Source organism: Spiroplasma poulsonii (genome assembly GCF_009866525.1).
Lineage (GTDB): Bacteria > Bacillota_I > Bacilli_A > Mycoplasmatales > Mycoplasmataceae > Spiroplasma > Spiroplasma poulsonii.
Genome location: NZ_CM020866.1, coordinates 974,560 through 991,352, shown reverse-complemented (window position 1 = coordinate 991,352; position 16,793 = coordinate 974,560). Strand labels below are relative to the sequence as shown.

The 16,793-nt window shown below is 27.2% G+C and carries 14 protein-coding genes; 10 read left to right on the top strand and 4 right to left on the bottom strand.

What is annotated here, in order from left to right; genetic code table 4:
- The 3 genes from MSROBK_RS05535 to MSROBK_RS05525 form a co-directional block, all read right to left on the bottom strand.
- Nucleotides 1-307: hypothetical protein (locus MSROBK_RS05535; protein ID WP_159373223.1), on the bottom strand; the 307-nt coding region annotated here is incomplete at its 3' end.
- 268 nt (nucleotides 308-575) lie between these two features.
- Complete coding sequence (locus MSROBK_RS05530) at nucleotides 576-2,036, bottom strand: PBSX family phage terminase large subunit (RefSeq protein WP_040093565.1); 1,461 nt, start codon at nucleotides 2,034-2,036, stop codon at nucleotides 576-578.
- Nucleotides 2,029-2,427, bottom strand: a complete 399-nt coding sequence (locus MSROBK_RS05525; RefSeq protein ID WP_040092461.1) for a hypothetical protein — start codon at nucleotides 2,425-2,427, stop codon at nucleotides 2,029-2,031. The genes MSROBK_RS05530 and MSROBK_RS05525 overlap by 8 nt, the downstream gene beginning before the upstream one ends.
- A gap of 251 nt (nucleotides 2,428-2,678) precedes the next feature.
- Between MSROBK_RS05525 and MSROBK_RS05520 the strand changes: the two genes are divergently transcribed.
- The 4 genes from MSROBK_RS05520 to MSROBK_RS13515 all read left to right on the top strand — a co-directional run bounded on the left by MSROBK_RS05520 (nucleotide 2,679) and on the right by MSROBK_RS13515 (nucleotide 6,524).
- Nucleotides 2,679-4,022: an Mbov_0401 family ICE element transposase-like protein gene (locus tag MSROBK_RS05520; RefSeq protein ID WP_084217997.1), complete on the top strand. Its 1,344-nt coding sequence runs from the start codon at nucleotides 2,679-2,681 to the stop codon at nucleotides 4,020-4,022.
- A gap of 222 nt (nucleotides 4,023-4,244) precedes the next feature.
- Nucleotides 4,245-5,669 carry a sulfite exporter TauE/SafE family protein gene (locus MSROBK_RS05515; protein ID WP_040093564.1) on the top strand — a complete coding sequence of 475 codons (1,425 nt, stop codon included), beginning with the start codon at nucleotides 4,245-4,247 and terminating at the stop codon, nucleotides 5,667-5,669.
- A 19-nt stretch (nucleotides 5,670-5,688) separates the two neighbouring features.
- Nucleotides 5,689-6,141, top strand: a complete 453-nt coding sequence (locus MSROBK_RS13520) for a transposase family protein (protein ID WP_040093563.1) — start codon at nucleotides 5,689-5,691, stop codon at nucleotides 6,139-6,141.
- A complete protein-coding gene (locus tag MSROBK_RS13515; protein WP_242441474.1) occupies nucleotides 6,126-6,524 on the top strand; it encodes a transposase family protein in 399 nt (132 codons plus the stop codon). Before MSROBK_RS13520 ends, MSROBK_RS13515 begins: the two co-directional genes overlap by 16 nt.
- 535 nt (nucleotides 6,525-7,059) lie before the next feature.
- Here MSROBK_RS13515 and MSROBK_RS05505 read toward each other — a convergent pair.
- The gene (locus tag MSROBK_RS05505; protein WP_040093561.1) at nucleotides 7,060-7,530 is read right to left on the bottom strand and encodes a hypothetical protein; all 471 of its coding nucleotides are present in this window, start codon (nucleotides 7,528-7,530) and stop codon (nucleotides 7,060-7,062) included.
- Nucleotides 7,531-7,732: 202 nt separating this feature from the next.
- Between MSROBK_RS05505 and oppB the strand changes: the two genes are divergently transcribed.
- The 6 genes from oppB to MSROBK_RS05475 are packed head-to-tail and all read left to right on the top strand — an operon-like array spanning nucleotide 7,733 to nucleotide 16,768.
- Complete coding sequence (gene oppB / locus MSROBK_RS05500) at nucleotides 7,733-8,980, top strand: oligopeptide ABC transporter permease OppB (RefSeq protein WP_040093560.1); 1,248 nt, start codon at nucleotides 7,733-7,735, stop codon at nucleotides 8,978-8,980.
- Nucleotides 8,981-8,992: 12 nt separating this feature from the next.
- Entirely contained in the window at nucleotides 8,993-9,985 is a 993-nt protein-coding gene (gene oppC / locus MSROBK_RS05495) for an oligopeptide ABC transporter permease OppC (protein ID WP_227991109.1), read from the top strand.
- Nucleotides 9,986-10,011: 26 nt separating this feature from the next.
- Nucleotides 10,012-11,715 (top strand): oligopeptide ABC transporter ATP-binding protein OppD, encoded by a 1,704-nt coding sequence (oppD, locus tag MSROBK_RS12240; protein ID WP_040093559.1) that lies wholly within the window; start codon nucleotides 10,012-10,014, stop codon nucleotides 11,713-11,715.
- Nucleotide 11,716: 1 nt separating this feature from the next.
- Nucleotides 11,717-13,939 (top strand): oligopeptide ABC transporter ATP-binding protein OppF, encoded by a 2,223-nt coding sequence (gene oppF / locus MSROBK_RS12235; RefSeq protein WP_040093558.1) that lies wholly within the window; start codon nucleotides 11,717-11,719, stop codon nucleotides 13,937-13,939.
- Between the two features lie 2 nt (nucleotides 13,940-13,941).
- Nucleotides 13,942-16,116 carry an ABC transporter substrate-binding protein gene (locus MSROBK_RS05480; RefSeq protein WP_040093557.1) on the top strand — a complete coding sequence of 725 codons (2,175 nt, stop codon included), beginning with the start codon at nucleotides 13,942-13,944 and terminating at the stop codon, nucleotides 16,114-16,116.
- 1 nt (nucleotide 16,117) lies between these two features.
- Nucleotides 16,118-16,768, top strand: a complete 651-nt coding sequence (locus MSROBK_RS05475; RefSeq protein ID WP_040093556.1) for a hypothetical protein — start codon at nucleotides 16,118-16,120, stop codon at nucleotides 16,766-16,768.
- The last annotated feature ends 25 nt before the right edge of the window (nucleotides 16,769-16,793 follow it).

Below are 16,793 nucleotides of genomic sequence, written 5' to 3'. Positions count from 1 at the left end.
GGTTAATTCATAAATCAATATTGCCATCACTAGTTTCTAATAAACCAAAGATAGTTTTACCCATTAAACTGGCTGTTAATTCATTTTTATCTAATTTTTCTTTTATTTTATAAGTTTCATATCATCAATTTAATTTTTCTAAAATGTCTTTACGATGAGACTTAAATAAAATATCTTTACCATTTACTAGTCGCATTTGATGGCGAGCAATAATATTTGCTAAATTAATAGTTCAATCATAATTATAAAATTTTAAAACACTATTAATATCATTTAAGTTTGGTAAACTAGGGAAAGTATTATTCATTGTTATTTTGCTCCTTTAATTTTAAAATAAGTGCATAATTAATAATATTTACTGTTAATAAATTTGGTTCATTTGATAAAACTTGTACACATACTTTAATTTTTGATATTTCTTAATATATTCGTTATATAAATTTAATTTACATATTGCTATATTATCTTTTTTAATTCTTGACAAAGTCTTTTTTTAACTTGTCCACAAACAGACATATAAGGTCTTTTTGCATTTATTACACGTTCATCATGTATTACATAAATATCTTTTTTCATTAAGTTAATCACTCCCTTTGTTGTCATAATTTATAATCGGATGAACTATTATGTTTAACCATTGGTATTAATTCAAAGTGTAAAGCATAAAAATCACTATCAAATGTATCATCATATAAATCTAACATTCGTTCTTCTCTTACATCGGGTTTATCTTCTCATTGAATTAATTCATATTGGGTTTTACTTACAGGACATTTTTCTCATAATCATTTTAATTGATTAGTATTTATTAACATTGTAAATGCTTCTACACGATGTTTTATTTTAAACTTCTGCTTTTGTGCTGGTTTAAAATTCATGTATTGACCAAAAGTATAATTATATTTTTCTCTATTTAAACTTTCTAATGTTGCATAAGCACTATCATCAACATTAATTGATATTCCTTGTTGTATTAAATTAAAATATTGGTTTAATTGATTGTTGTAAAACTCTAAAATATCTTTTACTTGTTCTAATGGTCCTTTAAATTGTTGCGTAGCATTTGAGTGTGTATATTCAGCAACTTTATAGGCTTTTTTATCAAATGAATTATATATTCAAAAGCTCGATGCTGTTGTATGTCCTTTGGGACTAGTAGAGTTTGCTAAGTCAACACCACCTAATAATTTCGTTGGTTGAATAATATCTGTTGCTTGCATAATATCAATATATCTTGCAAAGATTGAACCACTAGTATTACCGGGCAATCCTCAACTTCATACTCTTGCTCTTTCAATATCTAATTGTTCTAATCTTAATTGTTCATTAACTTTATCTTGTGGTAATTCGTAATTAAGTCTTCAACTAGAATAATGAATAATAATCTTCATATTTCATTTTTCAATATATTTAATTTGTTCATATTTACTACGCATTATTTGTTCATCAAAAGGCATTAATTCATTACAATAACCAACAATATATCTTTTTAAACTCTCAGGATTACATGTATTAATTGTTATTTTATTTTGATAACCACGAATAGCAAACTCTAAATCACTTAAATCTTTTTGTTGAAATTGGTCACATTCTTCTCTTCAATCAATAACTAATTTATATTTATTCAAATCAGCAAAAGCTTTTAATTTTTCTTTCCGACTTGGTGAATGTAAACCTTTACAATATATTTTGCTCCCATTTGATAAAGTAAAAGTAAAATTAGATAAATTAATAGTATAAGGAATATTATTTTCATCTAACATATTTCATATATTTTGAAATACACTATCTTTTAAATCTTTACTCCAATACATACTAGCAATGATACAAATTGGTTCTTTAATCAATAAACTAATTTTTAATAATTCACCAAACATTTTAATATTTGAAATAGTCTTACCACTATATCGTGTCCCAATTTGATTAATTTCATTAACTAACTCATATTTCTTTGCAAAGGGATATTTATTACCAACATTACTATTTTGTAATAACCAATAAGGTGTTTCTAACAAATAAGTAAAATGATTAAGCATTATTATCACTTTCTTTTTTAATATCTCTAATATCCGTTTGTAAATTAACAATTATTGGCTGTTGATTATTTAAGTTTAATTCTTGTTCTAACTGTTTTTCTTGCAGTGAATATTTATAATTAAATGCTCGTTGTCAATATAATTTAGCACCATCAGGTGATTTCATCATAAAATTAATTATTTCACTTTCAATTCTATCAACTTGTTTTTCAAGCAAAGGAACTATCTTTTCGCTCGCATAAGTATCATATCTTCACTTGCGAGAAAGATTGAATTCATTGGTTAAATCATTCAAAGTATATGGTTTATTAGGTGATTTATTTTCTCAAAATTGCTCTATTTTACGATAAAAAGTCGCCAAACTTGCTGTTTTTGGATTAAATTCTTTCATTTTTACTCCTTTTATATGGTTAAATATAAGTAGAGAAAAACATGTACAGAAGAACTTAACAGGGTTCTTTTTTTTTATTATCTATATTTTACATCAAAATAAAAAAAGTAAATTACTTTACTTTTTTCAGTTAAATTAATTTGCTAATAATTAACACTTAAATTATAACATAATAAATAAAAAATAATATCTTTTTTTGCATTTTTATTATTTTTGTGTTAATGTGTAGAACTAAGGAAAGAGGGTAAAAAATGATGAATGTTGATAACAATTTTTTTAATAATTTTATTAATTTATTATATATACAGAGTATTGAAATTATTCAACAAAGTTCAGAAGATTATGATGAATGAATTTTTAAAAATTACAAAATTGATAAAACTTTAAAAGAATTTAAATATTATAAAGTAAAAGATAAAATTGAAAGAACATTAGTAATTTTAAATGGAAAAATAACTTTTAAAAGAAGAAGATATTATAAAATTAATCCAGAAACAGGTAAAGAAGAATATATTTTTCCTTTGGATAAACTTTTAGGAATTGAAAAATGACAAAGAATAGATAATTCTGTTAAAGAAAAAATATTATCATTTATTACTGAGAACAAAAGATATAAAGATATTTTAGATACTATGGAGCATGTAAAAATTAGTTTAATGACAGTATCTAATATTATGAAAAATGCAAAAACTGACGAAGAATATTACTTTAATAAAAGTAATAAAAAAATAGATATTCCACACACTTTATATATTCAAATGGATGGTACTTATTTGAAAATGTTAGATTCAACAAAGCAAGGAAGAAAAAAGATAAAAAAACATACGATAGCATGTACTGTACATACTGGGTATGATGAAGAAAAATATACTGTAAAAAGACCTGTAATCGCAAATAAATTAGGTGTTTTTGAAATGGATAATATTCCAGATTATCTTAAAAAAGAAGCAAATTTAAAACCAGTTCTTATAAAATTATTTACTTTAATTGAAACTCATTTCAAATTGACACCTAATATTGAAATTATGATTTTAGGTGATGGTGCATTATGGATTAAAAATACTAAAAATTTTATGCGTCAATATTTTCCTAAAAATAAAATTCACTATACAATAGATAAATTTCATCTTACAAGTAGATTTAAAAAACTATATCCATATCAAAGTAAAAACAAAGAAAATAGAGAAATATATCATAAAGCAGTTGATAATTTTTATAATGGTAAATATGAGGGATTATTACAGTGTTTAGAAGATAGTAAATCTTTTATAAGCGATGCTAAATTAATTTTTTTGAATAAAACTATTAGATTAATTAAAAATAATAAAGAAGGAATTGAAAACCAAACACTATGGAATAATATTGGTTGTGATATTGAAGGTGATATTTCTCATTATTGAAAAGGCACTATAATTAAAAAAGCTATTTATAGTGAAAAAACTATTAGAAATAAATTAAATGCTAGTATGATGGGATTAAAAAATAAAATTAATTTATTTAATACTAATGAACAATTGTTAGAAGAAAATAAATTTAATTATTCAGTTAATAATTTTGTAAATAATAATTTACAAAAAAACTTATATTTTTATTAGTTTTATCTAAGAAATTAAATAACTTTAATAAAAATGTATTTTTTTTGTGGAAAAATTTAAAAAAATAGAAAAATATATTGACAATAAAATTAAAAGTAATACAATCTAAATAAGTAAGTGGTATATTATTCCACAATTTCTAAGATATTAATTTAAGACCCCAAAATAATTTATACGACCTCTGGCCTTGTTGAAATTGAAGTTATTGCCTTTAAATAACATATGGAAAATCAAACTCAAGTAGAAAAAATTATTAAGAATGAGAATGATTTACTTCATCACACAGAAAAAATTTATCAATGAACTGATCGGCAAGGGGAATTAAAAGCTTTTTATAAACAACAACTTTCGTTTTTAAAACAAGCACTTAAAAAAAATAATCTTACCAAAGCTGATTTTGAATTAAAAGAAAAATATATTAAAGAAGCTTATCATGAATATTGCCAAAAGATTCAAGAATATTTAAATTTAAATTATTCATTGGCAATGTGAGAATATCAAGAAACAAATAAATTAAAAAGTGATTTAGACCATCAAGCATTACACCAAGAATTTAAAACAAAAATTGCTAGTGTTTTGCACGATGAAACTGAAACAAGTCAAGTTAAAAAACAACAATTAAAAAATATTAAAACAGAACATAATATGATGAAACGAAGTTTAAGTGGGCGCACAATTGCTATAATTGCCGTGACCTTAACATTATTGTTATTATTAGCTAGTTTATTAGTAAATTACTTATTTTATTTTAAAATTGCTAATGATGGCCAAAACTTCACTTTTACTAATAAAAACCATTTAACAGCCTTTATTTTTATGTGTGTTGGTATTATTTTAATTTTAGGATTTTTAGTTTTTATTATTTATAATACAACAAAACGAATTTTTTTAGATAAACAAGAAAACCTTTTCAAAATTTCAACAATTGGTTTTCTGGGTAGTTTTACTGATACGATTGGGGTTGGTAGCTTTGTGGTAAAGGTTGCTGCTTTGAATGCAACAAATAGTGTTCCAGATGTTAAAAAGTTACCAGGAACATTAAATGTTGGTTTAACAATTCCAAATTTATTAGCTGGAACCTTGTTTGTTAGTGCAACTCAAGTTGAACTAGTAACCTTAGTAACTTTAGTGATTGTCGCTATGATTGGGGCTTTTTGTGCCGCAAAGATTGTTAATAAAGTTAATAAAAAATTTGTCGCTTTATTCGTGGCAGTGTCCTTAGCGGCGGCTGGAATTTTAATGATTTTAGGCCAAGTTGGACTATTTAATACTGTTGGAACAAAAGGACTTAGTGGTTGAAAATTAGCTGTTGGGATTATTGCGTTCTTTATCATTGGAGGATTACAAAGTTTTGGCGTTGGATTGTATGCGCCAGCTTTAGCGATCGTGTCATTATTAGGAATGGAAACAATTATTGCTTTTCCAATTATGACGTGTGCTGCTGGTTTTGCCTTGCCAACAACCGCATGAACATTTCATCGTGATAATAATTATAGTCCTAAAGTGACCTATGGTCTTTTAATCGGTGGTGTTGTGGGAACTGTTACTGCTTTCTTTGTTGTTTTTGTTGGAATTCAAGGTGGACTAGGGGTTAAAATAGACTTCTTGCGATACCCTTTTTTATTAAAATATTATTATAAAATATAATTTATGAGGACATAAAAATATGAACAATAATAAATTTAATACTATTAATGATAGAGAATGGTTAAGATTAACAGGAATAAAAAAATCCACTTTTAATAAAATGTTAGATATTTTAAAAGTTGCTGAAATAGAAAAATTTAAAAAAGGTGGTAAAACTAATAAATTATCATTAGAAAATAGATTATTGATGACTTTATTATATTGACGAGAATATCAGACTTATTTTCATCTTGGTAAAATTTTTGATATTAGTGAGGCTAATTGTTATCGTAATATTAAGTGAATTGAAGATATTTTAATTAAAAACTCTGATTTTCAACAACTTGCTGGTAAAAAAGCACTAATAAATGATTATTTTAATGATAAAACTATTATTATTGATGTTACCGAAACTCCAATCCAACGCCCAAAAAAAGACAAAAACAATCTTATTCTGGTAAAAAGAAAAAACACACGATCAAAACACAAGTAATTATCGAACAAGAAACCAAAAAAATTATTGCAACAAGTTTTTCGCTCGGAAAAAAACATGATTATGCTTTATTTAAAGAATCAAAAATCCCAATTTTAAAAAATACCAAATTAATAGTTGATAGTGGTTATCAAGGAATACAAAAAAATCACAATAATGTTCTAATACCTACAAAGAAAACAAAGAAAAACCCTTTAAACAAAGAACAAAAGCAATATAATAGACTAGTTTCAAAAATGAGAATTATTATTGAAAATATTTTTGCTATTCTTAAAAAATTTAAAATTATTACAGAAAAATATCGTAATCGAAGAAAAAGATTTGGTTTAAGATTTAATTTAATTGCCTCAATTTATAATTTACAATTATTATATTTAACATAAAATATTTATTTAAAATTAAATAATTTAAATAATAAATTAATTTTTCGTTGTGGAAAAATATTAAATTTTTAAATAAAAAACATAATTAATTAAAATTATATTTTTCTATTAGTATCTTTTTTACAAATATTTGCAATTTTTTAACAAGTAATGCAAGAAGTCTAATGAATGATTTTACCTATTACTTAAAATGATTTGCCGTTGGGGTAATGTACTATGCGGCATTTATGTTATTTAAGAAATACTTAGCTTTACGGAAAGAAAATGTTAACGTAAGTAAGGCGCAAACCGAAAATTATTATCAGAAATATAAAGAGCAATTTAATGAAATGCTTCTCGAAAAAATGGTCAGTATTAGTTGAATGCATACTGATGATATCTTAAAAGAACAGTCAAAAATGAAGATATGTAATGTTAAATCATTAATATTAACTTAAAAACCAACTTTTAAGAATTATGGATTAGCTTTTTAATTATAAATTTAGTTTTAAAAGCCTTACTTGTAATAGCAAGGCTTTTTCTTTTTAAAAAAAAATTAGACAGTAAAGAAAATAATTAGGGAAGAAATTAATAAGATGGCGCCAATAATTAGTAAAATATTACGAATTTTTTTAATGTTTGCTTCTTCATCAGTTAACGTTGGTTGATAACGGCGACGGTAATCATTAAAATAAGCAGCAGCCGTTTTATTTTTATATCATCCCAAGATAAATCAAATTAATAGAATAACAACTAAAAAACTAACAACAATTCATTCGGTTTTTTTAATGTCTTTAAATGCAAAAATACCGAGCAAAAAACTAAAACCAATAATAATTGCAGTAATTAACACCGCAATCAAACAATGAAATCAAGTAATTTTTTTTAGTTTTTGATAAGTTTCTAATTTTAAAGTGTGATTTTGATATGTCTCATCAACAATTTCTGCCACCTCTTTTTGGTGGGTTTTTTTTTGCTCTTGTTTTAATTCATGTAATTGTTTAAAAACATTCTTCTTTTTTGCCATTGGATCCCTTTTATTAATATTTTTAAATTTATTATTAAATTATATTGTATTTTTTACAAAAGTAAAATATAATAACATAATATAAAATTATATTTTGTATCAAGCACATTATTTGAACGAATTATTTTAAGTACATTATTTTATTAAAAATTTAAAAAAGGGACATTTTATTTTTCCTTAATATAAGGAGGGGAAAAAATATATGAAAGGGATTAACAAGAGGAAAAATATTTCCGAAAACAATATTTTAGTTGCAAAAGAGTATGACCAAAAGTTTAATAATGTTGAGTTAGATTATCAAGGGGCAGCAGATAAACGAACATCATGACTGGCGGAGATGAAATATCGAACTAGTATCTTTAATCATCATCGTCGTGAATTTTTTGATCGTTTTCCATTATTAGGTTATTCGTTAAAACGAATCTTTTTTGCCATAATTACATTATTATTAGCAATTTGTGTTATTTTTATTTTATTACGATTAGTAACATCAGATGATATTTATATTTCTGATATTGATATTAATAAATTAAATATTCTTCCTGGAACACCAGAATATAATAATTTATTAGAACAAAGAATGAAAATCTTTGGTGTATATGGTTCAATTTGAACCCAATTAGGGACATATTTATATAATATTATACCGTTTTTTAAAAAGACAATTATTGTTAACAGTGCTTTTGATCCCGTAACGGGACAATTAGTTGGAGATAAAATTACAACATTCTTTTATTTAGGGGTTGTTTTTTCAACGGCTGTTGCCCAACCAGGGGAATTAGTATCAGAAATTTTTGCCAAAGCAATTCCGTATTCATTTGCTTTTGGTTCAGTTGCTGTGTTATTAGCTTATTTAATTGGTGTTCCCCTAGGAATTATTTCTGCTAAAAATAAAGAACGTAGTGTTGATAATACGATTAATGCCGCTTCAATTATCTTTTTAGCAATTCCTCCCGTTGTTTTAGTGGTGGGCGTTTATTTGATTTCAATTAATGCTTTTTATGCTCATGGGTTATTTAGTTCTGGAACCTTTTATACTAAGTTTTGGCCAGTTTTTGCGATTTTTCTAATGATTACCCCGCCAATTGTGATTAACACAAGACGGTATGTTATTGATGAAATGACCGCTGACTATAATAATTTTGCCTTATCAAAAGGGATGACTAATCGTTACATTTTTTATATTCATATTTTCCGTAATGCTGGAATTCAAATTTTTCGATTATTGCCAACTGCTTTTGTCACAACTATTTTTGGGGCCAGTATTTTTGCCGAACAAAACTGATCAATTCCGGGGATGAGTAAATTTATTGTTTCTGGAGTTGGAAATAAAGACTCTTTTGTTGTAATGGGATATATTCTCTTAACAGCAACTTCTGGAATTATTACTAGTTTATTAGCAGATATTATTATGGCGGTCTTAGACCCCCGTGTTAAATTAACAAAATAAAGGAGGAACAAGATGATGAAAAGAATTACAGATGAAGAGTTATTTGATTTTCAAAACTATGATGTTGATAATTTAGATCCAAGTTTATTTGAAATTGTCGGTCCTCAAATCGAAGAAAATGAACGAATTTCAACAAAATCATATAGTTATTGAAAAGTTGTCGGGAGAATTTTAATTGCTAAAAAAACATTTATTATTTGTTTACTATTATTAGTTGCAATTGTGTTATTAACCGCAATTGTTCCAATTGGAAAAGTTTCTAATCCATTACCAGCTAATTTACCAATTCCGAATTATCAACAACCGTTAGCACCAAATGCAACTTATTTATTTGGATTAGGAATGAATGGGGAAAATTATTGAGATAAAATTTGGATTGGAATGCGGACTACATTATTATTTACTTTAATTATTGCCGTAATTCAAATTTTATTAGGAGTTATTATTGGTTCAATTTGAGGATTTTATAAAAAATTTGATATTTTATTTATTGAAATTACTAGATTTTTAAATTTGGTACCAACTTTAATTTTATGATTAATTATTATCTTTTCTTTAGGGAAATCGATTATTGTAATTATCTTTGCTGTATCCTTGACGAGTTGGATTACTTTAGCGGAAGTTATTCGTGTTCAAATTATTCTAGTTCGTAATACAGAATACAATCTTGCGTCAAAAATGTTAGGAACATCAGGACCAAAAATTGTTACAAAAAATATTATGCCTCGTATTTTGCCATTAATTATTCAAACTGCATCATTTGCCGTACCAATGGCGATTGCAATTGATTCAACTTTAAATTACTTTAATTTTGGCTTTATTCAAGGACGAGAAAATACAACATTAGGATTTATTTTAAATGAAGTGTTAGGGTCAAGTAAATGACAAGATTTTCCACATTTATTAATTATTCCCGTTTGTTTCATTGCCGGAACATCTGTTTTATTTTTCCTATTTGGGAAAGTATTTGCTGATTCCCTAGATCCAAAAAACCATTATAAATAAAAAAGTATTAAAGGAGACATCGTGTTATGAGGAAAGAAATTGTAATTTCAATTAAAAAATTAGTTATAAAGTTTAAAACGAGGTCGAATGTTTTAACAGCAATTCGGAATATTTCATTTGATATTTATGATGGTGAAACATTAGCGATTGTTGGTGAATCAGGGAGCGGAAAGTCAGTAATGACAAAAACTTTTACAAATATGTTAGAAAATAATGGGTGAATTAGTAATGGCTCAATTGTTTATTCACCATCAACTAATATTTTAGCGGATGAGCTAGCGTACTTTAAAAAACCAGTGCACTTAGTTGATTTCCATAAAATTTTATTAGATAGTAGTTTACGAAAAAGTATTATGAAATATAATAAAAAATTAATTACAAAAACAGAACAAAAAATTAAGATAATTAATAGTTTACAATTAGAACCAGTTAAAGCAGAAATTACCCAATTAAAGGCAAAAGAACAAGAATTAAAAAAACAAATTAGTTTTACGCATTCAAATCGCCTAAATAATAAGTTAGTAAAAGTTAGTACTTTAATTAAAAAAATGGAAAAAAACGAAGCAATGTTATTAGATGATAATCTTAAAGCAAAAAACATTGAATTATTACAAAACCAAATTATTGATTATACTAATGAAATTAGTAAGATAAAAAATTTAACATGACCAGAAAAGCATTTATTAAATAAAAATATGTTGTTTTTAAAAAAATATTTTGATGAACAAATCGTTCCAACCGTTGAAGAATTTAAAAAGATTACAACTTATTTTAATAAAAAAACTTTTACTGATGGAGTTCGTTATCGGATTAATAAAATGAATCTTTTAATGTTGAAAAAAGAGACATTAAATGTTCGTGATTTTAATAATTTGTGAGAAGAATGAAATTTAATTAAAAATTTTGGTTTTATTAATAAACTAAAAGCAGCAAAACAAATTAGTAAACTACGTGGACAAACAATTGCAACGATTTTTCAAGATCCCATGACATCATTGAATCCATTATTATCCGTTGGATTTCAAATTTCAGAAGTATTACGAAAACATCGTAAGTTTTCTCGTTCAGCAGCAAAAAAAATGGCAATTGAATTATTAGAAAAAGTTGGAATTCCAAAGGCAAAAAAACGTTATCATGATATTCCTGGGATGTATTCTGGCGGAATGCGCCAACGGGTGGTTATTGCAATTGCGTTAGCTTGTCAACCAAAAGTATTAATTTGTGATGAACCAACAACCGCTTTGGATGTAACAATTCAAGCTCAAATTTTAGATTTAATTAAAGAATTGCAAAAAGAATACAAATTTACAATTATTTTTATTACTCACGACTTAGGAGTTGTTGCAAATATTGCGGATCGAGTAGCTGTAATGTATGCTGGTCAAATTATTGAATATGGAACAGTTAATGAAATCTTTTTTAACCCAAAACATCCATATACATGAGCATTATTATCTTCGTTACCACAATTTGGTGAAAAAGGTGAAGAACTTTATTCAATTCCTGGTTCACCACCATCATTATATGCTAAAGTTTATGGGGATCCGTTTGCTCCTCGAAATCAATATGCAATGAAAATTGATTATTTGTTAGAACCACCAATGTTTAAAGTAACAGAAACACATTATTCGAAAACATGATTATTAGATCCACGTGCAGCAAAAGTGGAAAAACCAAAACAATTACGACAGTTGGCAAAACTTGAAAATGATGCAAAGGTAGGTGAATAAGATGAACAAGAACGAACAAGAACAATTTATTATGGTTCGCGATTTGTTAATTCAATTTCGCCAAAAAAATAAAAAAGTAAATGCGGTTAAAAGAGCAAATTTTGATATTTATCGGGGAGAAATTTTTAGTATCGTGGGAGAATCTGGTAGTGGTAAAACAACAATTGGTCGTGCCATTGCGGGAGTGCAAGCAATTAAAGATGGAACTGTTTATATGGACCGTCGGGTACTACGTGGAAAACCACCACAATTATATAAAATTAATTTACATATTAATGAACAATTTCGCCTTTTAAAAAATAATAATATGTTACTAAATAAAAACTTAAGTAATTATATTAATAATTTAAAAATTAGTTATTATCGTTATTTTGAAAATAAAAACTATGTGATTAGTACAAAGGAATTACTTTCATATGGAACAGAGCGTTATTTAATTACTAGTGATGTTGCTTTAAACAAAGTTGATTTGTTAAACTTCAATCATAGTAAAAATAATTTTGCGTTAGTAAAAGAAATGTATGAAAATAATTTAATTTTATTAAAGGAAATTTTAAAAAATTACCAACGGATTTATCGTTTTGCTCATAATTTACACGAATGAATTCCAACTTTATCGTTAGAGTTAGAAGCAGAAATTACAATGCGGGTACAAGAAAATATTGCCATTATTGAAGGATGTATTTTATTGGGTCATCGAATTTATAAGACTTTATTAAAATTAGAACAAATTCGCAATGAATTAAAAGATAACTTTGTTCTAATGCAAGCAAAAAAATATTATGATCAATCTTTTTCAGAATTAGAAAAATTATTACCAGTTCATAATGAGTTATTAGATAAGGTTAAAAATATTACAAAAAACCAACGAAAAGCTTTTATTCTTTTTGTACCAATATCAAAACGAATGAAATATATTTCTGCTTATAACAAACGTTATAATGTCTTTAAAAAAGATTTTGAAAAAGAATATTTTAAACAGTTAAAGAAGTTACAATTAGAGCCAGTTGCAAATGCGCAAGCAATTAGTAATTTACAAGAAAAATATGCTAATTCTTTGCTAAAAACATCAATTTCACCAACTGCTAGTGGTAATTTATTAACAACAACTGATTTTACAGCAACATTAGCGGCGTTATCTGCTGATGAGTGTAGTAGTAATTCATTAAAAGATATTTTAGCGGCGATAAAAGATAAGGACCAGTTACAAGTAACATTAAGAGACTTATCTTACTTAGCAAGACATGGGGTTTTTCGCGACCAAGAAACAATTAAATTATATTATTCATGAATTCACAAGGAATACAAGTATTCAAGAGCTGAAATTAACGATTCAAATCGGTTGTTAGATTTATTAGATTTACCATTAATTGATGAAATTGTAAAGGAATCGGCACTTTTTAAATTACCAACGCATCGGGAAAATCGTGCCCAAAAGAAAAAGATTCAAATGATTTTTCAAGATCCATCTTCGTCACTAAATGACCGTATTTCTGTTGCAGAAATTGTTGGCGAAGGGTTAAATAATTTTCCCGAGTTATATAAAAATGATGAAGCCCGAAAATTATATTTAGATTATTATAATAATAATTTAGGTACAAATGAAAAACAACTAACATTGGAGGCTGTTAATGACAAGAATGTGAAGAATTTTTTAATTCTAAATATTTTAAAAGAAGTTGGTTTACTACCAGAACATTTATCACGTTATTCACATGAGTTTTCAGGTGGTCAACGCCAACGAATTGGGATTGCCCGCGCTTTAATTATGAAACCACAATTTATTATTGCCGATGAACCAATTTCAGCGTTAGATGTTTCAATTCGTGCGCAAGTTTTAAATTTATTAAAAAAATTTCAACAAAAATATAATTTAACTTATATTTTTGTTGCCCATGATTTGTCGGTTGTGCGCTTTATTGCGGATCGAATTGCTGTAATTTATCATGGTCAGGTTGTTGAATTAGCACCTGCCGAAGAATTATTTGCATATCCGTTGCATCCTTATACGCGGGCATTATTATCAGCAATTCCATTACCGAACCCAAATTATGAAAAGGAAAAAGTTCATTTTATTTATGAACCAGAGAAAGAACATTGAGATTATTTATTTGATTTACCAGAGTTTACTGAAATTAAAACTGGACATTATTTATTTGGTAATTCCCGCGAAATTGTGGCAGCACAAACTAAAATTGCTGGCCCAAAAGGTAAGGAGGCATAACGATGTTAAAGAAGAAATTAGCGCTTTTTGCAAGTTTAACGACCATTACAACGGTGACGCCCTTGGTAGTATCGTGCGGAATTAGTTTAGAGCGATTAGCTAACCGTTTAAATTATGATAATGTTTTTCGTTCAATGTTTAAATATCCGTTAACATCATGATCAAGCGGAACAACAATGCAAGTAGAGGATAATAAGATTTTAGCGGACTTAGTTGGAACATTAGTGGCAACCGATAAATATAATCGTAGTTTTGGTGATCTTGCGGTGCAAGCCGATAAAACATCAAAATATGTTGGGCAACCAAATTCTGATGCAAGTGAATGAAAATATAAAATTTCTTCAGCAGCAAAATGATTTAATTATCAAGGTACCTTTCAACGACAAATTAAAGCAAGTGATATGATTAACACGGCTAAGTTTGTGTTATTTCCAAAAAACTTATCAGCAACCGCTGGGATTTGACGAACTTTTATTGCTGGAGCACAAGAAATTTGAGAGTATTTTCAAGCTGGTAAATATCAATCGGATTATTATAATAACCCAATTTGAACAAAATTAGGAATGAGTGTTAACGCGGCAGATGATGAAATTACAATTAAATTAGCAAAGCCAGCAGAGTATTTTGATACCTTAATGACTTATTTAGCGTTTGCACCAATGCCAGAAAAAGCAGTATTACAAGGTTATAATTATGGGACAAATTATAAAAATATTTGGTATTCGGGGGCATATTTAGTTGAAAAATATAGTTCAACCTCGCAAGTTTTATTACGAAAAAATGCTGCCTATCGTCATGCTAAATTAACTTATATTGATAAATTGAATTATACCTATTTAGCAAACAATGATGTTTCGCGGGAACGAGTATTATTTGAATCGGGGGATGTTAATGACTTTGTTGTTCAACCAACTGATACCAATGGTTGGGGGAAATATGTTGGGCCTAATCCTGCCAATCCCGTTTTTAGTGGGGCCTCAAGTATTATTAATCCTGATCCAACCACTTATACGCTAATGCTTAATTATGCTAATGCAAATATTTTAAGTAGTAACAGTAGTTTGGCTCAAAAAAGTTTAAATGCGAGCAAGGCACTACAATATGATAAAATTCGAAAATACTTAGCAACTCATTTAGATCGTAGTAAGTTTGTAAAATATTATTCAGAAGCCTTAGATGATTCACAAACATCAAAATTTTTACGAAATGTTTATACTGCTCGTGATTTTATTAATAATGCGGAGGTTGATTATCCGTACTATGTTGAAGTAGAATATGCGGCGAAATTTCGAAACAATGATGTGCAAGCAAGCAGTCAGTTATTAAAAGATGGTAGTGATGCCTTGTATCTGAATGAAGATTTATTAAAAAACGATAAAGATATTTTGAATGATATTCGAACTTGGTTACAACAAAACACAGGTTCATCAAATGTTAAAATTATCTTTTTAATGAATGGGGCATCAACATTAATAAGTAATCGCTTCTTATTAAATATGATTGATTCGTTTAATGCGGAAAATAATGTTATTAAAATTATTCCAGACATTACTGTTGATGCAACAGAATATACTAGTCGTACGAAAAAAGCTGATTGAGATCTGTTGGTTAGTGGATGATCACCAGATTATGCTGACCCATATACTTATTTACATACCTTTTCCCTTGGTGGTGATTTACAATATTATTCAGGAACATCACGCATTTTTAGTGATTTAAAATTAGTAAATAATCGTGCTCCTGATTTTGCTGATATTGAAAATAAATTGAATAATCCATATTGAAATCGGTTAAAAGAAACTTCGGCAATTGAAAATTTCTATAATGTTTTTAAAAATTATACTAATCAAGTTACTGATGCTGATCATATTACTGATCCAAAATTATTAACTAATCGTTATAAAGGTTTTGCTAAAGCAGAATTTAATTCAATTTATACTGATTTTATTTTTATTCCAATTTATGTTCCCAATGGTTCATATCAAATTCGAATTTCATATTTTACCCCTCGAACACAAATTACCGTTGGTTATGGAAGTTCAAAATATAAACACTGAGGAATGGAATTAAATCCGTACTTATTAACTGCTAGTGAACGTCAAATTATTGAGGCTCGTTATCAACAACAATTAGGAATTATTCAAACTGATTATGCGGCTTTTAGGGAGGATTATTAAAATGAAAAGACTATTGACAATGTTTAGTGCTTTGACCGTATTTAGTGCTCCCGTAACAGCTGTTAGTTGTAATAATTTTGCAACACGTGATCGTAGTAAAATTTCCTTAGCGTTATTTAAAACCCAATTAGCATTAGTTCCTGTTTTTGATCACCAAAACACAATTGCCACTGTAACGGAATCAATTTTTCAAAATGCAATTTATGAGGCACTAGAAACCAATCAATATCGCGGTGAAGTTGCTAGTAATGAACTGGAGTTCACGTATTATCAGCAAGGAACAACTCCAACTAGTTGAACTGATTTAACTTGACAGCAAATCCCTAGTGGGAACGAAAAGACAACTTTTATTAATGTAAAAATTAAGGCAAATGCGACGAGTGTTCATTTTGCTGATACAACAGAAATTATTGCAATCGCATTGTACCGAACACAACAAGCTGATTTAGAAACAATTAAGTTTAATTATGAAACAAAGGTTTTAGCAACGTTACTAGTTAGTGAAATGATGGAATATTTTGCGGTTTTAAATCCAACCTTTTATTTTACACCGCGTCATTTTGAAATTCAAAAGACGGCAACTGAGGTTGAAATTATCGCAGCGAAAAATTCAGAACGTTATATTGGTAAAAATGTTATTACTTGGAGTTAACAGAACCGGGGTGTAGTTCAAAAGA